The organism is Solimonas marina (genome assembly GCF_012241385.1).
Lineage (GTDB): Bacteria > Pseudomonadota > Gammaproteobacteria > Nevskiales > Nevskiaceae > Solimonas > Solimonas marina.
Map to the genome: position 1 here is coordinate 43,849 of NZ_JAAVXB010000013.1, position 20,298 is coordinate 64,146.

At 64.6% G+C, this 20,298-nt stretch carries 18 protein-coding genes and 1 pseudogene; 8 read left to right on the forward strand and 11 right to left on the reverse strand.

Going from position 1 to position 20,298, the window contains the following annotated elements:
• Positions 1–6 precede the first annotated feature (6 nt).
• On the reverse strand, positions 7–561 hold the full coding sequence (locus G7Y82_RS18255) for a GNAT family N-acetyltransferase (protein WP_366515697.1): 555 nt from the start codon (positions 559–561) through the stop codon (positions 7–9).
• 183 nt (positions 562–744) lie between these two features.
• On the opposite strand from G7Y82_RS18255, the gene G7Y82_RS18260 reads away from it, so the two are divergent.
• The 4 genes and pseudogenes from G7Y82_RS18260 (at position 745) to G7Y82_RS18270 (ending at position 4,170) form a co-directional block, all read left to right on the forward strand.
• On the forward strand, positions 745–2,133 hold the full coding sequence (locus G7Y82_RS18260; protein WP_168149587.1) for a serine hydrolase domain-containing protein: 1,389 nt from the start codon (positions 745–747) through the stop codon (positions 2,131–2,133).
• Positions 2,134–2,629: 496 nt separating this feature from the next.
• Positions 2,630–2,794: pseudogene (locus tag G7Y82_RS21950) on the forward strand (IS110 family transposase); the annotation flags it as partial.
• Between the two features lie 231 nt (positions 2,795–3,025).
• On the forward strand, positions 3,026–3,556 hold the full coding sequence (locus G7Y82_RS18265; protein ID WP_168149588.1) for a MarR family winged helix-turn-helix transcriptional regulator: 531 nt from the start codon (positions 3,026–3,028) through the stop codon (positions 3,554–3,556).
• Complete coding sequence (locus tag G7Y82_RS18270) at positions 3,553–4,170, forward strand: NADPH-dependent FMN reductase (RefSeq protein WP_168149589.1); 618 nt, start codon at positions 3,553–3,555, stop codon at positions 4,168–4,170. The genes G7Y82_RS18265 and G7Y82_RS18270 overlap by 4 nt, the downstream gene beginning before the upstream one ends.
• Before the next feature lie 254 nt (positions 4,171–4,424).
• Here the strand turns inward: G7Y82_RS18270 and G7Y82_RS18275 are convergent, their stop codons facing one another.
• The 4 genes from G7Y82_RS18275 to G7Y82_RS18290 form a co-directional block, all read right to left on the reverse strand.
• Complete coding sequence (locus G7Y82_RS18275; RefSeq protein ID WP_168149590.1) at positions 4,425–4,859, reverse strand: DUF4085 family protein; 435 nt, start codon at positions 4,857–4,859, stop codon at positions 4,425–4,427.
• A gap of 176 nt (positions 4,860–5,035) precedes the next feature.
• Positions 5,036–6,007 (reverse strand): calcium/sodium antiporter, encoded by a 972-nt coding sequence (locus tag G7Y82_RS18280; RefSeq protein WP_168149591.1) that lies wholly within the window; start codon positions 6,005–6,007, stop codon positions 5,036–5,038.
• A 208-nt stretch (positions 6,008–6,215) separates the two neighbouring features.
• Positions 6,216–7,064 carry an SDR family NAD(P)-dependent oxidoreductase gene (locus tag G7Y82_RS18285; protein ID WP_168149592.1) on the reverse strand — a complete coding sequence of 283 codons (849 nt, stop codon included), beginning with the start codon at positions 7,062–7,064 and terminating at the stop codon, positions 6,216–6,218.
• Between the two features lie 32 nt (positions 7,065–7,096).
• Entirely contained in the window at positions 7,097–8,611 is a 1,515-nt protein-coding gene (locus tag G7Y82_RS18290; RefSeq protein WP_168149593.1) for a flavin-containing monooxygenase, read from the reverse strand.
• A gap of 69 nt (positions 8,612–8,680) precedes the next feature.
• On the opposite strand from G7Y82_RS18290, the gene G7Y82_RS18295 reads away from it, so the two are divergent.
• The 3 genes from G7Y82_RS18295 to G7Y82_RS18305 are packed head-to-tail and all read left to right on the forward strand — an operon-like array spanning position 8,681 to position 11,202.
• Complete coding sequence (locus G7Y82_RS18295; RefSeq protein ID WP_168149594.1) at positions 8,681–9,370, forward strand: TetR/AcrR family transcriptional regulator; 690 nt, start codon at positions 8,681–8,683, stop codon at positions 9,368–9,370.
• Between the two features lie 39 nt (positions 9,371–9,409).
• Positions 9,410–10,357 (forward strand): alpha/beta fold hydrolase, encoded by a 948-nt coding sequence (locus G7Y82_RS18300; protein WP_168149595.1) that lies wholly within the window; start codon positions 9,410–9,412, stop codon positions 10,355–10,357.
• 14 nt (positions 10,358–10,371) lie between these two features.
• Positions 10,372–11,202, forward strand: coding sequence for an alpha/beta fold hydrolase (locus G7Y82_RS18305; protein WP_168149596.1), 831 nt, complete (start codon positions 10,372–10,374; stop codon positions 11,200–11,202).
• Between the two features lie 51 nt (positions 11,203–11,253).
• Here G7Y82_RS18305 and G7Y82_RS18310 read toward each other — a convergent pair whose 3' ends face one another.
• From G7Y82_RS18310 to kdgD, 6 genes are all read right to left on the reverse strand, one after another.
• Positions 11,254–12,573: a carbohydrate porin gene (locus G7Y82_RS18310; RefSeq protein ID WP_168149597.1), complete on the reverse strand. Its 1,320-nt coding sequence runs from the start codon at positions 12,571–12,573 to the stop codon at positions 11,254–11,256.
• Between the two features lie 171 nt (positions 12,574–12,744).
• Positions 12,745–13,908, reverse strand: coding sequence for an L-dopachrome tautomerase-related protein (locus tag G7Y82_RS18315; RefSeq protein ID WP_206370843.1), 1,164 nt, complete (start codon positions 13,906–13,908; stop codon positions 12,745–12,747).
• Positions 13,909–13,982: 74 nt separating this feature from the next.
• On the reverse strand, positions 13,983–15,257 hold the full coding sequence (locus G7Y82_RS18320; protein WP_168149599.1) for a glucarate dehydratase family protein: 1,275 nt from the start codon (positions 15,255–15,257) through the stop codon (positions 13,983–13,985).
• Between the two features lie 28 nt (positions 15,258–15,285).
• Positions 15,286–16,638, reverse strand: coding sequence for an MFS transporter (locus G7Y82_RS18325; protein ID WP_168149600.1), 1,353 nt, complete (start codon positions 16,636–16,638; stop codon positions 15,286–15,288).
• A 173-nt stretch (positions 16,639–16,811) separates the two neighbouring features.
• Positions 16,812–18,368 (reverse strand): aldehyde dehydrogenase (NADP(+)), encoded by a 1,557-nt coding sequence (locus tag G7Y82_RS18330; RefSeq protein WP_436286682.1) that lies wholly within the window; start codon positions 18,366–18,368, stop codon positions 16,812–16,814.
• 26 nt (positions 18,369–18,394) lie between these two features.
• Positions 18,395–19,309: a 5-dehydro-4-deoxyglucarate dehydratase gene (kdgD, locus tag G7Y82_RS18335; protein ID WP_168149602.1), complete on the reverse strand. Its 915-nt coding sequence runs from the start codon at positions 19,307–19,309 to the stop codon at positions 18,395–18,397.
• Between the two features lie 101 nt (positions 19,310–19,410).
• On the opposite strand from kdgD, the gene G7Y82_RS18340 reads away from it, so the two are divergent.
• Positions 19,411–20,295: a LysR family transcriptional regulator gene (locus G7Y82_RS18340; protein ID WP_168149603.1), complete on the forward strand. Its 885-nt coding sequence runs from the start codon at positions 19,411–19,413 to the stop codon at positions 20,293–20,295.
• Positions 20,296–20,298 lie beyond the last annotated feature (3 nt).

The following is a 20,298-nucleotide window of genomic DNA, read 5'->3' on the forward strand; positions in this document are numbered from 1 at the left end:
CGCGCCTCACCGCGCGGTGGCGAGCGCGTCGGTCGGCGTATCAGCTGACGCTTCGACCCGGCGGCACATGACGGAATCGCGGTGAATATCGGCGCCCACCTGGAAGCGCTGCTCGCCCACCACCTCGAAACCGTGCTTGCGGTAGAACGCAAGACCACGGTCGTTCTGCACGGAGACGCTCAGCCACAGAACATCGCAGCCCTGATCCACCGCATCCTGAAGCGCGCGCGCCATGAGCGCCTGCGCCAAACCGGAGCCGTGATACGGCTGCAGCACGTAAAGACGCTGCAATCCCAGGGGTCGCATGGCCGAAACTTCCGCTGGCGCGCGCTCCTCACTCAGCATCAAATAACCGACAACAGCATCGTCGGCTTCGGCAACGAAAACCCGCTTCGTTGAACACGCCAGATGTGCCTCAAAGCGAGCCGCAGTCAGCTCCTCCGCGATATAGGCGTCGAGGTCCGCTTGCGGCGTGGACGGCGGGCACGCAAGCGCAAACGTCGCAGCGCTGATCTGCGCCAACCGAGGCGCATCCGATACCACTGCCGCTCTGATCTTCATCCTTAATCACATCCCATCCTGAATATCGGCCAGCACTGAACCGGCACGCGGCCCGGACACAGGCACCACCTGGACGCGCTGGCCAGATGCCGACGCGCAGCCCGAATGCGTAGCCGCGAATGCTAACCGTGCGGCGATGGCTGCAGATGCTAGTCTGCGATCGACCACCTCACGGAGCGGCGCATGCTCAAACCCTTGTTCGCCAGCATGACGCTGGCCGTCGCAAGCATCACAGCCGCCGCCGAACGCCCGAGCGACGTCGCAACGCCGAACACGGCGGCCAGCACTGTGTTTCACGAATGGCTCAGCGCCTTCAACTCCGGGCAACGCAGCGCCATCCAGACCTTCTATGCCACGCGGCTGGACGATCCCGACCCCGCGTTCCAATACGAAAACGCCGAGGACACCTGCGGTTTCGACGTCGTCCGCATCGAAGCGCAAACACCGCGCAGCCTGCGTGTCCTGCTTGCCGAAAAGTGCTTTCCGGCGCTGCAAAGCCTCGACCTCGAACTCGGCGCGCCGGGCACGCAAAAGCTGAAGACCTTCGAGCTGCGCCCGTATCAGCTCCCGCCCCAACGCGTCATTGCCGCGCTGTCCAGCATCGCCGACCGCCTCGCCCAGCGTGACCAGTTCGCCGGCACGCTGATGATCGCGCATGGCAGCGCCGCACCGTGGACCAGGAGCTGGGGCGACATCGACGGCGACGCCAAGCAGCCGATCACCGCCGATACCCCGATGTTCCTCGCGTCGGCCGGCAAGATGTTCACCGCCGTCGCCGTGCTGCAACTGGTGAACGCCGGCAAGATCGACCTCGACGCGCCGTTCGGCCGCTACCTCACGAATTACCCGAACCGGGAAATGGCCAAGGCGACGATCCGCCAACTACTCGAACATCGCGGCGGTACCGGCGACATCGGCATCCTCGGCCGCGACGACGGCGCCAATCGGCAGTGGGTCCGCAGCATCGACGACATCATCAAGCTCAACGGCGCACGCGGCCCGGACTTCCCGCCCGGCAGCAAGGCCGAATACTCCAACTACGGCTTCATCCTGCTCGGCGCCGTCATCGAGAAAGTCACCGGCCAACGCTATGACGACTACATCGCCGAACACATCTTCAAACCGGCCGGCATGAGCCGCGCCGGCTTCCCGGACCTCGATCACCTGCAAGGCGTTGCCCTCGGCAAGACCACCTTCTACGGCGCCACACCGACGATGGTGTCCAACCGCGACGTCCTGCCCTGGCGCGGCGCCTCGGCCGGCGGCGGCGTTGCCAGCGCCAACGACATGCGCAAATTCTTCGACGCCTTGCGCGCCGGAAAACTACTGCCCGCCAAACTGCTGAAACTGGCCACCACCGCCGGCGACACCCCGTGGTACGGCCTCGGCTTCGTCGTCAACAGCGGCAAACACGCCAGTTGGGGGCACGGCGGCAACTCCTACGGCATGGACGTCGCCACGCACTACTACCCCGGTATCGACACCACCTTCATCTGCCTCGGCACCCGAGATCAGGTTTGCAACCGCCTCATCTATGCCTGGTATTTCAGGGTGTTTGGGGTTACGGAGTAGAACCCGTCGGACAAGGATCGCCACTGTGCCCTCGCCTTGCCCAAAACTGACGTAGCGCGACTGGCTGGATTTATCCCGCCAGTCGCGCCCATTACATGGTGGCGGGCTGAGCGACCTGTTGGTCACCGAGCAACTGTGCCGACATGCGGCGAGCTTGCTCTATGCAAAACGCCAACGCCTCCTGCTCATTAGCGCCGCGACATGAAACGATTCGGCCCCATTTGTCTTTGCCTTCTGCCAACCACGCCATATTGGATGTTTCCTCAACGCGGAAATACCACCCGGAAAATGCGCCTTCGATCGGGTGTGAGCGCAATAGCTCGAATCGTGGGGTCGCTTCAACGATGCATTTCACTTTGAAGCCCAGGCAGTATGACTTACGCGAACCAAGGCGCTGACCTCCGCGAAGGCTGTATCTCGGGTTGGCGTGGTGCCAGAACCGCAGGAGCGAGTAAGGACTACGCTCATCGGTCGGTTTCCTTCAGCGGAGGTCAGCATGGCAAACGATAGCACCGTCTTTGTAGGGCTGGATGTTCACAAGGATTCGATCGTGGCGGCGTATGCCGTCGGTTCCGGCCAAGTCCAGAGTATCGGCAATATCGGCGTCCGGGAATGTGATCTGGATCGCTTTTGCAAGCGGATGCAGAGTAAGTACAGTAGGGCGGGATTTATCCCGCCGCCATGCAGTGGGCGCGACTGGCGGGATAAATCCCGCCCTACAGCGCTGATCTCCATGAGGACCGTAACGCGGGTTAGCGTATTGCCAGCCCTCGCCTTGCCCAAAATGACGTAGCGCGACTGGCGGGATGAATCCCGCCCTACGGCGCTAAAAAGTACGTGACACGTACGTATTAGTTTGCATTACGTACTAAATGAATTTAGAGTGTCCGCCATGAGGACGCCCGACACCAACCTAAAACGCAACATTCCTGAGCCGAAGATCGTCGACGGACTTGTGCAACTTTCCACCCTTGTCCAGGCTGTGCTGGCAAGGGCTGCCGACAGTTTCGATCTCTCGGTGCTCCAGGGGCGGCTGCTTGGCGTGCTGCGCGACCGCGAACCGACGATGGCCCAGTTGCGGCTACTGCTCAACCTAGATAAGTCCAGCACCACCGGTCTGATCGACCGGGCCGAGCGACGCGGGTTGGTCTGCCGCAGCCCGGTTCTGGAGGACGGCCGATCGTTCCGGGTCACGCTCACCAACGAAGGTCGCAAGCTCGCCGCAGCATTGGTGGCAAAGGTCAGCGCTCAAGTCGGCGAGCTCACCGATGATCTCAGCGACACCAATCGCCACCGTCTCTCCTTGCTTGCCGATGCGATCGTGCAGCGTCACGCCGCCGCGCACGGCATTGATCTATCCACGACGATTACGCCGCCCGATGCAGTACACGGCCAACGCCCGCAGAAAGGTAAACATCAATGACCTTCAGCAATGAAACATCCTCGGCAACCGCAGCGACCTCATCACGGCAAGGCAAGCGCGTGGCCGTGATCATCGGCAGCACGCGCCCCACCCGCATCTGCCCTGGCATCGCCCGCTGGGTTCGCGACGCCGCGCAGGCCGAAAGCCCGCTGCAGTACGACTTGATCGACCTGGCGGAAATCAACCTGCCCTTCCTCGACGAACCGCTCAAAGCTGCCCTCGGTCAGTACCAGCACGAGCACACCCGTGCCTGGAGCCGACTCGTCAGTGGCTATGACGCTTTCATCTTCGTGTTCCCCCAATACAACTGGGGCTACCCGGCGCCGCTGAAGAACGCGCTCGACTTCCTGTACCGTGAGTGGCACGGCAAGCCCGTCAGCTACGTCACCTACGGCACCCACGGCGGCAACAAAGGCGCCGATCAGATCCGCGGCGTCCTCGCAGGGTTGAAGATGCGGGAACTCAACCAACACCTAGAAGTGGTCATCACCGACAAGGACGTCGATGACGATTGGCAGTTGCGCGATCTCGATGCGGTCATGCACCCCTATTGCACTGCAGCCTTACGCATTGATGCTCAGATGGTCGAGGCCCTAGAAAGCATGCATCAATAACCGGGCATCAATAACAGCAATAACAAGGGTAACAAGTACAGTAGGGCGGGATTTATCCCGCCGCCATGCAATGGGCGCGACTGGCGGGATGAATCCCGCCCTACGGTGCTCAACATATTGCGCCGAGGGAACAAGCCCACCACACACGAGCGTGATCTTCCCATCGGATTCCTCCATGACCAGCGCGGCGGTTCCCTTGGCGTTCGTTACCATCACATGTGGTCTGCCCCCACGTTCTTCCTTCCTGGTTGGGCCTAAGCTGGCACATGCGAGAAGGCTAGAGCTCTGAAGACAATTCGGAACTCGGCGGATGAAGCAAAAAGCATTCTTAGTTCAGTGCCCGTAGGTACAACCTCCCACTCCCAATACCCAAGATCACCCAACTCTGACTCCACGTATTCCTCCTGGGGAAACGCCTGCTCAAACGCAGTTACACCAGAGAAGTGTAGTGAGTAGCGAATCTTCTCGTTGAATGCCTGGTTCCAGCCAAGAAGCTGGAGAGACACGGTTCCTTTAGAAAAGTCGCTTTGAATTCGTTTCACCTCAGCATCGTGCAGCGTGTGCTCTCGATCCAGCGCCAATGCGGCCTCTGGCAGTTGGTTCGTGACTGACGATAAGTAGCTCCTGTAAGCGACGGCAACATCACGCTCTCCGCCGCTTCGCCACCACTCCGAAGTGAAATACCTCATGACTTAGTCCCGAACGCAATTTAGATGACAGGGATTGTCCGATACAAAAGTCGGTATGCTTGATAACTCCGTCACAGTCAGCATAAGTGCTTGGTGTCATTGCCCGCGCTCCGGTTCCTGGCGCACGCCATGTCGAATAAAGGGACACGGCGCACGTCGTTCATGGCGCTGGACACCTATGACAGAAACGTACTGCTGACCAGATACGCGGTGTAGCTGATGTAGCAGACGAGCAGGATGGCGCCTTCCAGCCGGTTGATGCGGCCGGGGCCGCGGAAGCCGTAGCCGAAGACGAACAGGGTCAGGGTGAGGCCGGCCATGACCAGCATGTCGCGGCTCATGACGCTGGGGTCGACGGCCAGTGGGTGGATGCTGCCGGCGATGCCGACCACGGCCAGGGTGTTGAACAGGTTGGAGCCGAGGACGTTGCCGAGCGCGAGGTCGTGTTCACCTTTGCGCGTGGCGATGATCGACGAGGCCAGTTCCGGCAGCGAGGTGCCGACGGCGACGATGGTCAGGCCGATGATGAGGTCGCTGACGCCGAAGTCGCGGGCGATTTCGACCGCGCCCCAGACGAGGATGCGCGAGCTGACGATCAGCAGGATCAGGCCGACGATCAGCCAGACAATGGCGCTGCGCAGCGGCGCGGTCTGTTCGCTCAACTCCCCTTCGATCTGCGCGCTCAGCTCCGGCTCCTTGCTGCGCAGTCCCTGCCAGATGGTCCAGCCCATCAGTCCGGCGAACACCAGCAGCAGAACGACGGCATCGGCACGGCTCAGCATGCCGTCGTGCAGTTGCCAGGCGGCCAGCGCGGTGACGGCGGCCAGGATCGGCAGCTCCTTGCGCAGAATCTGCGAGTGCACGGCAATCGGACTGATGACGGCGGTCAGACCGAGGATCAGGGCGATATTGGTGATGTTGGAGCCGTAGGCGTTGCCGAGGGCGATGCCCGGATTGCCCTGCAGCGCGGCGAGCGCGGACACGACCATTTCCGGCGCCGAGGTGCCGAAGCCGACGATGACCATGCCGATCAGCAGCGGCGGCATGCCGAAGTGTCGCGCGGTGGCGGCGGCGCCGTCGACGAAGCGGTCCGCGCTCCAGACCAGAAGCGCCAATCCCACGATTACGGCTGCGGATGCCACGAGCATGTCGATCGAAAGCCTTGCGTTTGCCGGGACGGTCCGGCGGCTTCGATGGTAGCGGTGCGGCGGGGGTTTTGTTGGGTGGGGCAGACTTGTCTGATGCGGGCAGCTTCGCGCCTTCGGCGCGCCCACCTCCCCCAGCCCCTCCCCCCGCAGGCGGGCGAAGGGGAGTTTGAAGCCCTCTCCGCCTTGATGGCGGAGAGGTGGGTCAGGCTCAGACGCCGGAGCGCGCGGCCTGTTTGCGGGCGGCGCTGGTGACGAGGCGCTGATGCGCGGCTGGCAGCATGCGCACCATGACGTCGAACAGCTTGGCGTCCGGGCCGACCAGAACACGACGCTTGTTGCCCTGCACGGCCTTGAGGATGATCAGCGCGGCGCGGTTGGCGGTGGTGATGAACAGCTTGTCGAAGTTGTCCTTGGCAGACTTTTCATCTTTGGCCAACACGCCTTCGAGGCTCTTGGTCATGCGCGCGGACTGCGCGATGCCGGTCTTGATGCCGCCCGGATGGACGCTGGTGAGGCTGACCGGCGCGCGGGTCAGTTCCAGTTCCTGGCGCAGGCATTCGTTGAAGCCGCGCACGGCGAACTTGCTGGCGTTGTAGCAGCCGTTGCCGGGCACCGCGAACAGGCCGAAGACGCTGGACGTGTTGATGACGTGGCCGTCACCGGACGCGCGCAGATGCGGCAGGAAGGCCTTGCTGCCGTAGACCACGCCCCAGAAGTTGATATTCATGATCCACTCGAAGTCTTCATACGAGACGCCCTCGAGTGTGGCGCCGAGGGCGACGCCGGCGTTGTTGAACACCAGGTTGACCTTGCCGTGGTCGGCGACGACCTGATCGGCCCAGGCGTAGACGGCTTCGCGGTTGGCGACATCCAGCGACTGCGCGGTGACGCGCACGCTGTAGGCCTTGAGCTGCTCGACCGTCTCGGCCAGGCCATTTTCGTTGACGTCGCTGATGGCGACGTGACAGCCCTGCTTGGCCAGCTCGATCGCCAGCTCGCGACCCATGCCGGAACCGGCGCCGGTGATGGCGGCGACCTTGTCGTGGAACGATTTCACTGCTTCCCCTTCGTTGTTATCGGTGATGCGCGTCAAGCGCGGGCCTTGGTGGCCCTGGCGGTTTCGAGCTGATAGTCGGCCGGCCGGAAATGCCGGGTCTTGTTGCGGAACATGAACGTGAAGCCCGGCCAGATCGTGGTGTTGCGGCCGCGTGCGTCGAGATACCAGCTCTTGCAGCCGCCGGAATTCCAGACCGCGCTGCCGACGTCGCCCTGCACCTTGTCGTTGAACTGGCGCTGCACGTCGGCACGCACGTCGACGGCGGCGATCTTCTTGCGGCGCATCTGCTTGAGGCAGTCCACTACGTAGTTGATCTGCGATTCGATCATGTACACCTGCGAGGTGTGGCCGAGGCCGGTGTTCGGCCCCATGAGCATGAAGAAATTCGGGAAGCCGTGCACGGTGGCGCCCAGATAGGCTTCGACGCCCTTCTCGCTCCAGGTGTCCCACAGATCCTTGCCGCCGCGGCCAAAGATGGCGCCGCGCGGAATCGGGTCCTGCACCGTGAAGCCGGTGCCGAGAATGATGGCATCGACCTCGCGCGCCCGGCCGTCGGCGGTGATGACAGCATTGCCGCGGATTTCGGTGACGTCGTCGGTGACGACGTCGACATGCGGCTGCGTCAGCGACGGGTAGTAGTCGTTGGAGATCAGCACGCGCTTGCAGCCGATGGTGTAATTCGGCGTCAGCTTCCGGCGCAGCTCGGGGTCTTTGACCTGGCGCTTGATGTGGCCCTTGGCGGCGCGCTGCACGAACTCCATCAGCTTCGGGTGGATGACGAAGCCGAGCACGCGCGTTTCCAGCATGGTGTACAGGCCGGCACGCATCAGCTTCTGCGTGAACGGCAGCAGGCGGAACAGCTTGCGCTCGAACGCGCCGATCTCGCGGTCCGGCTTCGGCAAAATCCACGGCGGCGTGCGCTGGAACAGATCCAGATGCGCCACCTTGGGCACCACCTGCGGCACGAACTGGATGGCGCTGGCGCCGGTACCGATCACGGCGACGCGCTTGCCGCTCAGGTCGTAGTCGTGATCCCACTGCGCGGAATGAAACATCTTGCCCTGGAAATCGGCCAGGCCCGGAATCTTCGGATAGGCCGGATTGCTCAGCGCGCCCATGCCGGACACCAGCACGCGGCCGATGAACTGGCGGCCGTCCTCGCTGCGCACGCGCCAGACCGCGGCGGCCTCGTCCCAGCGCGCGTCGACGATGTTGGCGCCGAAGCGGGTATTGGCCACTAGCTGGTACTTGTCGGCCACGCCCTGCAGATAGCGCTCGATCTCCGGCTGGCGCGCGAACATGCGCGTCCAGCCCGGGTTCTGCTCGAACGAGAACGAATACAGGTGCGACTGCACATCGCAGGCGCAGCCCGGATAGCGGTTGTCGCGCCAGGTGCCGCCGACGCTGTCGGCGCGCTCAAGGATCTCGAAATCCTCGATGCCGGCCTGCTTCAAACGCACTGCCAGCCCCAGCCCCGAAAAGCCGCTGCCGATGATCAGGACCGACTTGACGGGCTCTCCACCTTTGTAATTCGCATCGAATGCCATTGCCGTTCTCAGTTTGACAACCAGTGTTGTCACATTACTTTTGACAACAGTTCATGTCAACATTGGCGAATGACAAGTTCAAAGGCCCCTGCCCGCGGCCGCCGTTTCCGCGGGCTCGACACCAAGGAGCGCCAGCGCCAGCGCCGCGAGCAACTGGTCGCCGCCGGTCTGGAGATGTTCGGCACGCGCGGCTATCACAGCGTCGGTGTGCGGGAGATCTGCGCCGAGGCCAAGCTCACCGAGCGCTATTTCTACGAGTCATTCAGCAATCGTGAGGCGCTGTTCCAGGCGGTCTACAACCACGGCATCGACACGATTCGCGCGGCGGTGATGCAGAGCATCATGCAAAGCGGTGCGGCGAGCGGCGCCGGCCGCGACATGCGCGCCGTGGCCCGTACCACGATCCGCGCCTTCCTCAGCAAGCTGCGCGACGATCCGCGCCTGTCGCGGGTGCTGATGATGGATTCGATGACGGTCAGCTCCGACGTCGGCCTGCAGTCGCAGATCGCCACGCAGAGCTTTGCCGACCTGATCGGCGGCATGATCCGCTCGGCCTATCCCGAGCTGCCGCAACTGGGCATCGACGGTCAGTTGCTCGCCGACGGCCTGATCGGCTCCACGGTCTACCTGGCCATTCACTGGACCGTGCACGACTTCGCCAAGCCGCTCGACGTCATCGTCGACCACTGCGTCTTGCTCTACGATGCGGTGATCGCCGAGAGCGAGCGACGACTCGCAACGCTACAGCCCGCCGACTGAACGCTGGCACAGAACAAAAAGCATCACGGGGGATACATCATGAAAGTGCTGTTCGGGCTCATCGTGTTCGCGTTTGCGATCGCGATTCTTTATGTCGCCGCCGATCATTGGGCGCCCAAGCCGATGTCACGCGTCAATCTGCAGTTGATCCACTGGATCGACGGCGTACAGCGCAAGACGCTGCAGATTCCCGGCTACACCATCAGCTATCTCGACGGCGGCAGCGGCGAGCCGCTGGTCATGGTGCACGGCATCGGCGCCGACAAGGACAACTGGTCGCAGGTGATGCCGTTCCTGCGCGGCCACGGCCGACTGATCGCGCTCGATCTGCCCGGCTTCGGCGAGAGCAGCAAGCCGGACGACGGTGACTACTCCATCGACGCGCAGGCCAAATACCTCGGCGAATTTCTTGACGCATTGAAACTGCCGCGCGCGCACCTGGCCGGCAATTCGATGGGCGGCGCCGTGGTGCTGGAATTTGCGCGCCTGCATCCGGAGCGCGTGCAAAGCCTGTGGCTGCTCGACCCGGCCGGCGTCGGCGGCGCCAAGGAATCGGAAATGTTCCGCGCGTACCGTGAGGACGGCAAGATGCTGCTGTTCGCGAAGACGCCCGACGACTTCGTCAAGGTCATGCACCTGGCGATGAACCAGCCGCCGGTGCTGCCGTACAGCGTCACGCACGAGCTGGCGATCGCCGCCGCGAACAACTATGCGCTGCACACGCGCATCTTCCGTGAGCTGACCGCCACCACGCCGCATCTGGAAACCGACGTGGCCGGCCTGGCGACGCCGACGCTGATCGTCTGGGGCGAGCAGGATCACGTGCTCGATCCCAGCGGTGCGCCGCTGCTGCACGAAGCGCTGCCGAACTCGCAGGTGGTGTTGATGCCCGGCATCGGCCACATGCCGATGCTCGAAGCGCCGCGCCAGGCAGCGCGCGACTATCTGGCGTTTCGCGACAGCCTGCCGCTGGTGCCGGCGCGTTGAACGGGAGTGAGCACATGAACGAATTTCCGAGCAAGCTGGTCGAGGCCAATGGCTTGCGCCTGCACGTCACCGATGTCGGCAGCGGCACGCCGGTGGTGTTGCTGCATGGCTTCCCGGACACCCGCCGTGTCTGGCGCCGGCAGGTCCAGCCGCTGGTCGATGCCGGCTATCGCGTCATCGTCCCCGACCAGCGCGGCTGCGGCGACAGCGACATGCCGACCGCCGTCAGCGCCTACCGCCTCGACAAGCTGGCCGACGACATCGCCGCCTTGCTCGACGCGCTGGGCATCAGCGAACCCGCGCATCTGGTCGGCCACGACTGGGGCGCGATGGTCGGCTGGAAACTCGCCGTCGATCACGCGCCGCGCTTCGCCAGCTTCATGGTGATGTCGGTCGGTCATCCGCTCGAATACCGACGCAGCATCGAACAGCAGTTGCGCGCCTGGTATATCGGCGTCTTCCTGCTACGTGGCTTCTCCGAACGTCTGCTGCGCGCCGGCGACTGGCGTGCGCTGCGCAAACTCAGCCTCGACGCCGAGGACGCCGACGCGCGCGTTGCCGCGCTGGCGCGCCCCGGCCGTCTGACCGCCGGCCTGAGCTGGTACCGCGCCAATGCCATGTCGATCCTGACGCAGCCGTTCGCAAAGACCTCGCTCCCGGTGTTCGGCCTGTGGAGCGACGGCGACTTCGCGCTGGCCGAAGGCCAGATGCGCAACTCGCAGCGCCAGGTTACCGGCCCGTGGCGCTATCAGCGCATCGAAAAGGCCTCGCACTGGCTGCAGCTCGAAAGCGCCGACACGATCAACGCGCTGATGCTGGAGTGGTTCGCGTCACCGCGTGCTTGAGCGCGGCGCCGGTCCCATCGCGGACCGGCGCCACATCGACGCCGCTCAGGCTCAGAAATTGATGACCGTGCGCAGCGCAAAGACCACGTCGTCCTGATTGCGGCTGCTGCCGCTCGGGTCGTGGATCAGTTGCAGCTCGGGCGTGGTGTACAGCGACGGCAGCAACTGCAGACGATAGAACATCGAGTACGAGCGCTCGGAGCCTTGCACGTCGAGCGGCGTCATGCCGTCGGGCAGGTCCGCGTTGTACAGCGCCTCTCCAGCCGACAGGTGACTGTTGACGTGAATGCGCGCGGCGCCGATGCCGACCAGATCGTCCGGCCGCGCCGCGAACGGCCCGTGATAAACCAGCGCCACCGAGGTCTGCTGATCGACGGTCGCCGTGTGCGCGTCCGGCAGCATCCAGTACACCTCCGCCGTCAGGCCGCGCTTGGAACCCGGCGCCGGTGCGGTGAGCTGCTGCACGATGGACATGAAGAAGCCGAATTCGTGACCGCGCTTGAGCGCCGGGTCGCCGGTCTGCAGGCGGTTGCCGCCGTTCTCGTCGAGCACCACGTCGTCGAGACTCGAGGTTTCGTACCAGCCGCCGATCTTGTACTGGCCCGGCAGGCCGTTGAGCGTCGGCTGCCAGCCGAACTCATAAGGCAGCAGCGCGCCGATGGTGCCGTGCGGACTGCCGAAGTTCAGGCCTTGGCTGTTCTTCAGCCAGCTCGGGTTGACCTGGTAGATGCCGACCGCACCGTAGAACGACGGGCTGAAGGCGTAACGGCCGTAGGCCGCCCACTGGCTGACCGGGTTGTTGTAGGCGGTCGACACCAGGTTGCCGATCTGCGAGCCGCAGAACGGCAGCAGCATGAACTCGCACGGGAAGTCGCCAAACTCGTCGCCGACCGCCAGACGGCCGAGCTTGAGCCGCAGATCGCCGCCGAGCAGATCCTGTTGCAGGTAGAACTGCGACAGGCGCGTGACGCTGCCACGGCCGTAGATGGCCTGTGACGGCATGATCTCGTTGAGCTCGGCTTGCTGATTCAGGCCGTCGCCGTTGCGGTTGGTGAACTTCACGCGAAACGACGCCCCGTGCCAGCCGAACAGGGTCTGCAGGTTCAGCGTCGAGGCGATCGAACCTTCGGCGGCGTAGGCGTACTTCGTCGACGTACCGCCTTGCAGATTGGTGGCGAATTCGGAGAAGTAGACGATGTCGAAGTCGATGCCGGCGTCGTGCAATTGCGTGCGCGCGCCGCCCCAGTCACCGCTCAGGTCGGCATCGGAAGGGTCGTCGGCGAAGGCCGGCGCGGCCGCGAGCGTACAGGCCCACAGCACCAGCGTGGCACACGCACGCGCGAGGCGCGACGTGGTCTTGAATGCATTCATGCTTGCCTCTCCTCAAATGTTGTCGGTCTTTTTGCGGTCCGGCAGGCACAGCCCGTCCGCCACGGGCGCAATGCGCCCGCGTCTTCGTCGATCGTTTGAATCGGGTGGCGGCCGAACGCCGCCACCGTGCGGGCCGGGCGCTATGCCCGGCCGCTGGTTTTCAGCCCGCCGTCAGTGCGAAACCGGCGGCACCTTTTCCCGGTTGCCGAGCCAGCTCGGCAGCTTGATGCGATAGATCTTGAACGGCGGCTGCACGGCGTCCTTGCCGCCCGGTCCGCGCAGCGGCGCCAGACGCGCGGTCTGCGGAATCGGCACGTACAGTTCGCGGTTCTTGGTGATGATCATCGCGTCCGGCCCCCACAGACGATCGTCTTCGGCCAGCGTGCGCAGCGCGCCGTCGGGCGACAGCACGGTGATGCGCGGCTTGCCCAGCTCGGCCATGTAGAGGTTGCCGGCGCTGTCCATCGCGGTGCCGACCAGCGGCGGCGTGTCGTAGACGAATTGCACATGCTTGGACAGCTCGGCCTCCGACATCTTCTCGTCGCGCAGCAGCTTCGTTTCGACGCGATACATCGGGCCGGTCAGCGCCTGGTAGTACAACCATTTGCCGTCCGGGCTGATCTCGATCGGGTCCGAGTTGACGCCGAGCACGGTGCCGTCGGCTTTCATCAGCGGCTTGCCGCTTTCGGTGATCGGCGGCCGCGCCGGATCGGCCTTGACCGAAACGTCGCCGGCCAGGCGGCGGATCGCCTTGCCCGTCTTGAGGTTGACGATGACGATCGCGCCGGCGCCGGAGTCGGTGAAATAGGCGTAGTTGGCGTCGATGCGAATGTCGTTCAGCGCCGCACCCGGCGGCAGGACGTCGGGCGACAGCGTGATCTTGCGCAGCAGCTTGCCGGTGTGCGAATCGAACTGCAGGATCTTGTGCGCGTCGCGATCGACGATGCCGCCGAAGAACGGCGCGCCCTGGTCGACCACCCAGATCGTGTCGTCATCGAAAATGTGAATGGTGTTGACGTCGACCAACGCGTTGGCGGTCGGCTTGCCGGGCGCCCAGTCGTTCCAGGTGCCGCCCGGGAACGGCTTGAGCGTGCCGTCCGGCATCAGCTGCGCGAGCGACGGCGTCTTCTCGTAACCGGGCCAGCGCGGCAGGCCGACGAAAACACGACCGTCGCTGGTGATCGCCAAGGCGTTGCAGAGCCACGGCAGTGTCGCGAATTGCTGGATCGGCTGGCCGGCCGCCAAGTCGTAGTGGGTCGCAGCACTGGCCGGGCCATCGGCCAGAAGGCTCGCGGCGCCCATCAGCAGCGCCGCGCAAAATTGACGTCGGTGCATCATCGTTCTCCTCATCGAAATCGTTCTGTGCTTTAAAAGGCGCGATGGTCTCTGGTGGCCACCGCGCGCGGACATCAGTAGCGCGGCTTGACGGTCTCCCAATCGGGCCGATACCGCTGCATCTGGCGGACATCGTTGCGGGCGCGAATGCCGCAGCTCAGGAATTGCTCGTGGAGCTTGCCGAGCTGCTCGTGATCCAGCTCGACACCGAGGCCCGGCGCTTCGGTAATGCGCACGCAGCCATCGACGATCGGCAGCTTGCCGCCCTTGATGACTTCCTCGTCCTCCTCCTGCCACGGATAGTGGGTATCGCAGGCATAGGAGAGATTCGGCACCGACGCCGCCACATGCGTCATCGCCATCAGGCTGATGCCGAGATGCGAATTGGAGTGCATGGACACGCCGAGACCGAAGGTCGCGCACATCGCCGCCAGGGTCTGCGTATCGCGCAAGCCACCCCAGTAGTGATGGTCGGCCAGCACGATCTGCACGCTGTTGAGCGCAACGCTGCGGCGGAATTCGTCGAAGTCCGTGACCACCATATTGGTCGCCAGCGGCAGGCCGGTCTGTCGATGCAGCTCGGACATGCCTTCGAGGCCCGGCGTCGGGTCTTCGTAATACTCCAGGCAACCGTCGAGCAGCTTGGCCATGCGCAGCGAGGTCGCCAGCGACCAGTTGCCGTTGGGGTCGATGCGCAACTGGTGCTGCGGGAATGCGCGCTTCAGCGCCTTGACGCAGCTGACTTCGTGCTCCGGCTCCAGCGCACCGGCCTTGAGCTTGATGCTCTTGAAGCCGTAGCGGTCGATCATCGACTTCGCCTGCGCGACGATCTGTTCCTCGCTGATCGCCTCGCCCCAGGCATCGGGCGGGTACGGCGAGTCGATGTGCTCGGCGTACTTGAAGAACAGGTAGGCGCTGAACGGAACCTCGGTGCGCAGCGCGCCGCCGAGCATGTCGACCAGCGGTCGGTTCAGCGAGCGCGCCTGCAGATCGAGGAACGCGACCTCGAACGCCGAATAGGCATTCGACAGCGCCTTGCTTGCATGCGAACCGGGCGCCAGCTCGGCGCCGGCAGCCGAAGCCGGCGTGACGCGGGCGACGACACGCGCGACGGTCTCGCGCAGGATGTTGAGCTTGAACGGATCGAGGCCGATCAGCTCCTGCTGCAACTGCTGCTGGATCGCCAGCGCCGGCGCATCGCCATAGCTTTCGCCGAGGCCGACGTAGCCGTTGTCGCTCTCGACCTCGATGATCGAACGCAGCGCGTACGGCTCATGAATGCCGCTGGCATTGAGCAGCGGCGGATCGCGAAACGCGATCGGGGTGACGGTGACACGAACAACTTTCAATTCACTCTCCTGCCTGTGACCGATCCACTCAGCGAGATGCGCACGGCGAAGCCGTGCAATTCAGTTTGTTGACGCCGCCGCCACCGCGTCCGTGACGGCGCGTCAGCAGCACGGCGAAGCCGGCGATCAGCGAGACCGCACCGAGCACGATCAGGCCGCCCTCGATCGATCCGGTCTTCTGTTCGAGGACACCGAGCACGGTCGGCGCGACGAAGCCGCCGAGCCCGCCGACCGAATTGATCAGGGCGATGGCCGGCGCCGCCACGCGACTGTCCAGATAGCTCTGCGGAATGGGCCAGAACAGCGACGATGCGGCCTTGAAGCCGACGGCGGCGAAGCAGACCGCGATGAATGCGAAGACCGGGCCGCCGCTGGTCGACGCGAACAGGCCGATCGACGCGATGACGAACGCGCTGCACGCCCAGGCCTGCTGGTTGGGCCAGCGCGCCGCGCAACTGGCGAAGATGTACATCGCCACGACCGAAATGATCCACGGCACGCTGTTGAGCAGACCGACATGAAAGCTGCCGATGTTGCCCATCTTCATGATGATGCTCGGCATCCAGAACGTCGCGCCGTAGATCGTCAGCGAGATCGAGAAGTACAGGAAGCAGAACAGCGCGATCATCGGGTCACGCAGCAGGCGCAGGCCGCTGCGATGTCCGGGCGCGCCACGCTCGCGCGCCGACTGCTCGCCGTCCAGCGAGGTCTTGAGCACCTGCTTTTCGTCGTCGGACAGCCACTGCGCGTCCTCGGGGCGCGAATCGAGGCGGCGCCAGACGACGAAGGCCAGCAGCACCGAGAACAGTCCTTCGATCAGAAACATCCACTGCCAGCCGCTCAGGCCCAGACCGCTGAGCTGCATCAGCGAGCCGGACACCGGCCCCGACAGGATCGAGGCGATCGCCGAGCCGCTGAGGAAGATCGCCATCGCCTTGCCGCGCGCGGACGCCGGAAACCATTGCGTGAAATACAGCACTGCGCCAGGGAAGAAGCCGGCCTCGGCGACGCCGAGCAGGAAACGCAGCACGTAGAACTGCGTCTCGGTGTGAACGAAGACCATCGCCGACGCGACCAGCCCCCAGGTCAGCATGATGCGCGTCAACCAGACGCGCGCACCGAAGCGCTGCATGAGGATGTTCGACGGCACTTCGCACAGTGCATAGCCGATGAAGAACAGGCCGGCACCGAGACCATAGGCGGCGGCGCCGAAGCCGAGATCGGACTCCAGCTGCTGCCGCGCGAAGCCGATGTTGACGCGGTCGATGTAGTTGACGATGAACATCACCACGAACAACGGCATCACGCGCCGCTGCACCTTCAGCACCACCGATGCCAGCGTTACCGCGGAGCTGGCACCGGACGTCTGCGCGGCCGGCATCAGACGGCTCCGCCGATGGCGGAACACACGGACGCGCACGCGCGCTTCAGAGCTGCACACATACACCATCTCCTTCCAGTCACGTCGCACGGCGGCCGTTCGGCCGGTCGTGTCGGAGCGAAGCAGCGCCGCGTTCGCGTGCGCTGCGTCTTTTTAAGTTTTGGTACCGCGAACTACTGCTGCAGCACGCCGTCCACGCGGCGCCAGATGTTCAAGGGGTTACCATCAGCCAGTGCCGTCGGCAGCAAGGCGGCCGGCAGATCCTGGTAGCAGACCGGCCGCAGAAAGCGCCGAATCGCCAGCGTGCCGACCGAGGTCGTACGGCCGTCGGACGTCGAAGGATACGGCCCGCCGTGCACCATCGCATGGCAAACCTCGACACCGGTCGGCCAACCGTTGGCGAGAATGCGGCCAACCTTGCGCTCCAAGGTCGGCAGCAGCTCGCGCGCCAGCGCGAGATCGCCGTCGTCGAGTTGCAGCGTCGCCGTCAACTGACCGTCGAGCGCCTCGCTGAGCGCGCGCAACTGCGCCGCGTCGCGGCAGCGGATCAGCACCGACGACGCGCCGAACACTTCCTCACGCAGATGTTCGTCGGCGATGAAGGCCTCGGCATCGGTTTCGAACCACGCGGCCCGACCGCAATACGCCGAACCCACCTGCCCCTGCGCCAACGTCTGCACCCGATCATGCGCCGCCAGGCGCTCGGTGCCGTTGACGAACGCTTCGTAAATGCCCGGCGTCAGCATGGTTTGCGCGCTCGCGGCGGCCAGCGCCTCGGCGGCCGCGGCGACGAAGGCGTCGAGGCCCGGGCCGTCGATGGCCAGCACCAGGCCGGGATTGGTGCAGAACTGGCCGGCGCCCATCGTCAGCGACGCGACGAAGGCCTTGCCGAGCGCCGCGCCGCGTGCCGCCAGCGCCGCCGGCAGCAGATAAACCGGGTTGATCGCACTCATTTCCGCGTAGACCGGAATCGGCTCCGGACGCGCGGCGGCCGCCTTCATCAAGGCCGTGCCGCCACCACGCGAGCCGGTGAAGCCGACCGCCTTGATGCGCGGATCGCTGACCAGCGCGGTGCCGATCGCATTGCCGGCGCCGAACAGCAGCGAGAACACGCCTTCCGGCAGGCCACATTTGGCAACGGCGCGCTGCACGGCGGCACCAACCAGCTCGGAAACGCCGGGATGTGCGTTATGCGCCTTGACCACGACCGGGCAGCCGGCGGCCAATGCCGAAGCCGTATCGCCGCCGGCGACCGAAAACGCGAACGGAAAATTGCTGGCGCCGAATACGGCGACCGGACCCAGCGCGATATGCCGCTGACGCAGATCGGCACGCGGCAGCGGCTGGCGCTCCGGCAACGCCGGGTCGAGACGCGCCTCGATCCAACTGCCCTCGCGCACGACACTGGCGAACAGGCGCAACTGACCGGTGGTGCGGCCACGCTCGCCTTCGAGGCGGCCGCGCGGCAGGCCGGTTTCAGCCATCGCACGTTCGATCAGCACGTCGCCGAGCGCCATGATCTCGTCGGCAATCGTTTCGAGGAATGCCGCGCGCGCGTCGAGCGAGGTCTCGCGATAGGCGTCGAACGCCGCCGCCGCCAGCGCACACGCGCGATCGACATCGGCCGTCGAGCCCATGCCGAACACCGGCTCCAACATCGCGCCGGTGGACGGGTCGATCGCACGCAATTCACCTTCGGCGCCGAGTATGGCCTCGGCACCGATGCGCATGCGCCCCGTCAGCAGGTCGGCGCCCATTACTCGCGCCCCTTGATCAAGGCCGCCAGGCTTTCGGTTTCCTCCGCCGTGAGATCCGACAGCGGGCTGCGCACGCGACCGGCCGGACGACCGATGACGTTCATGCCGGCCTTGACGATCGACACGGCATAGCCGCGGCGCCGATTGCGGATGGCGATGTACGGCAAGACGAACTCGTTGAGCTCACGGTAGACCGCGGCATGATCGCGCGCGCGCACCGCGGCGTAGAACGACAGCGCCCACTTCGGCAGGAAGTTGAAGATGGCCGACGAATACGTCGTCACGCCCATTTCCAGATACGGCAGCGCAAAGGTCTCGGCCGTCGGCAAGCCGCCGACATAAGTGAGGCGGTCACCGAGGCGTGCGTAGATGCGCGTCATCATTTCGATGTCGCCGACGCCGTCCTTGAAACCGACCAGGTTCGGGCACTTTTCCGCCAGGCGCGCGACCGAAATGTCGTCGAGCTTGCCATTGGCACGGCTATAGAAGATCACGCCGAGCTTGGTCGACGCGCAGACCTTCTCGACGTGCGCGGCAATACCGGCGGCATCACATTCGGTCAGATACGGCGGCAGCAACAGAATGCCGTCGGCACCGTTGCGCTCGGCCGCCTGCGCCAGTTCGCACGCCAGCGCCGTGCCGTAGCCGGCCGGCGCGATGACCGGAATGCGGCTCTTGGTTTCTTCGACGGCCGCACGCACGACCTTCGAGACTTCATCCAGGGTCAGCGAAAAGAACTCGCCGGTGCCGCCGGCGGCGAACAGGCCCGCGGCATCGTGGCTGAACAGCCAGCCGAGATTGTTCCGGTACGCCGCTTCGTCAAAGGCCATGGCCTCATCGAAGTGCGTCACGGGGAAGGACAGCAGGCCGGCGCCCAGCGCCTCGGCCATCTCCTTGGGGGTGTAGCGGCTCATATCGTTCGTTCAGTCGGGCGATGAAGATGAGTGCATCGTAGGCAGCGTGTATATTCACGTCCAAGCCAATTTAGGCATGCATTGATACACGGATTGAATACATGCTCGATCTGAACCAATTGCGCTGCTTCGTCACCGTCGCCGAGGAATTGCACTTCAGCCGCGCCGCCGAACGCCTGCACATGACACAGCCACCGCTGAGCCGGCAAATCCAGTTGCTGGAGCACGCGATCGGCGCGGCGCTGTTCGTCCGCAACAATCGCGTCGTACGGCTGACGCCGGCCGGCCGCACTCTGTTACCGGAAGCACGCACCATCCTGCGCTTGGCGGAAAACGCCAGCCTGTCGGCACGGCGTGTCAGTCGCGGCGAGGCCGGCGTCGTCTCGGTCGGCTTCACCGCTGCCGCCGGCTACGAATTCCTGCCCGGCGCCATCGCCCGCTGGCGCGAGGAGGCGCCAGACATCGAGCTGCGACTCAAGGAAATGGTGAGTGGCCAGCAGCTCGAAGCACTGGACGCCGGTCGTCTCGATTTCGGCCTGCTGCGGCCTCCGGTCACGCGCGACGGCATGCGCTCGAAACGCGTCGTGCGTGAAACCCTGGTCGCGGCGTTTCCGGCCAATCATCCCTTGGCCAGCAGCGAGTCGCTGACGCTGAAAAGCTTCGATCGCCAGCCGTTCGTGATGTACGCGCCCGACGAGGCGCGCTACTTCTACGATCTGGTGGCGCGCATCTTCAGCCGCGTCGATGTCAATCCGCTGTATGGCCAGCACGTCAGCCAGGTGCATTCGGTGCTGGCCCTGGTCCGTGCGGGTCTTGGCGTCGCGCTGGTGCCACATGCAGCCACCAGCCTGCGTTATGAAGGCATCATTTTTCGCGACGTCGCCGGCCTGTCGCCGGCACGCCCAGTCGAGTTGTATCTAGTGTGGAAGGAAGACAATGACAACCCTGCCCTGCCGCACTTTCTGGCCGGCATCGGCGGCGACTGAATC

Excerpts from the sequence above, each read along its gene's own strand:
- G7Y82_RS18255 (WP_366515697.1), bottom strand. The coding sequence starts at position 561 with ATGAAGATCAGAGCGGCAGTGGTATCGGATGCGCCTCGGTTGGCGCAG.
- G7Y82_RS18260 (WP_168149587.1), top strand. The coding sequence starts at position 745 with ATGCTCAAACCCTTGTTCGCCAGCATGACGCTGGCCGTCGCAAGCATC.
- G7Y82_RS18265 (WP_168149588.1), top strand. The coding sequence starts at position 3,026 with ATGAGGACGCCCGACACCAACCTAAAACGCAACATTCCTGAGCCGAAG.
- G7Y82_RS18270 (WP_168149589.1), top strand. The coding sequence starts at position 3,553 with ATGACCTTCAGCAATGAAACATCCTCGGCAACCGCAGCGACCTCATCA.
- G7Y82_RS18275 (WP_168149590.1), bottom strand. The coding sequence starts at position 4,859 with ATGAGGTATTTCACTTCGGAGTGGTGGCGAAGCGGCGGAGAGCGTGAT.
- G7Y82_RS18280 (WP_168149591.1), bottom strand. The coding sequence starts at position 6,007 with ATGCTCGTGGCATCCGCAGCCGTAATCGTGGGATTGGCGCTTCTGGTC.
- G7Y82_RS18290 (WP_168149593.1), bottom strand. The coding sequence starts at position 8,611 with ATGGCATTCGATGCGAATTACAAAGGTGGAGAGCCCGTCAAGTCGGTC.
- G7Y82_RS18295 (WP_168149594.1), top strand. The coding sequence starts at position 8,681 with ATGACAAGTTCAAAGGCCCCTGCCCGCGGCCGCCGTTTCCGCGGGCTC.
- G7Y82_RS18300 (WP_168149595.1), top strand. The coding sequence starts at position 9,410 with ATGAAAGTGCTGTTCGGGCTCATCGTGTTCGCGTTTGCGATCGCGATT.
- G7Y82_RS18305 (WP_168149596.1), top strand. The coding sequence starts at position 10,372 with ATGAACGAATTTCCGAGCAAGCTGGTCGAGGCCAATGGCTTGCGCCTG.
- G7Y82_RS18310 (WP_168149597.1), bottom strand. The coding sequence starts at position 12,573 with ATGAATGCATTCAAGACCACGTCGCGCCTCGCGCGTGCGTGTGCCACG.
- G7Y82_RS18315 (WP_206370843.1), bottom strand. The coding sequence starts at position 13,908 with ATGCACCGACGTCAATTTTGCGCGGCGCTGCTGATGGGCGCCGCGAGC.
- G7Y82_RS18325 (WP_168149600.1), bottom strand. The coding sequence starts at position 16,638 with ATGCCGGCCGCGCAGACGTCCGGTGCCAGCTCCGCGGTAACGCTGGCA.
- G7Y82_RS18330 (WP_436286682.1), bottom strand. The coding sequence starts at position 18,368 with ATGCGCATCGGTGCCGAGGCCATACTCGGCGCCGAAGGTGAATTGCGT.
- kdgD (WP_168149602.1), bottom strand. The coding sequence starts at position 19,309 with ATGAGCCGCTACACCCCCAAGGAGATGGCCGAGGCGCTGGGCGCCGGC.
- G7Y82_RS18340 (WP_168149603.1), top strand. The coding sequence starts at position 19,411 with ATGCTCGATCTGAACCAATTGCGCTGCTTCGTCACCGTCGCCGAGGAA.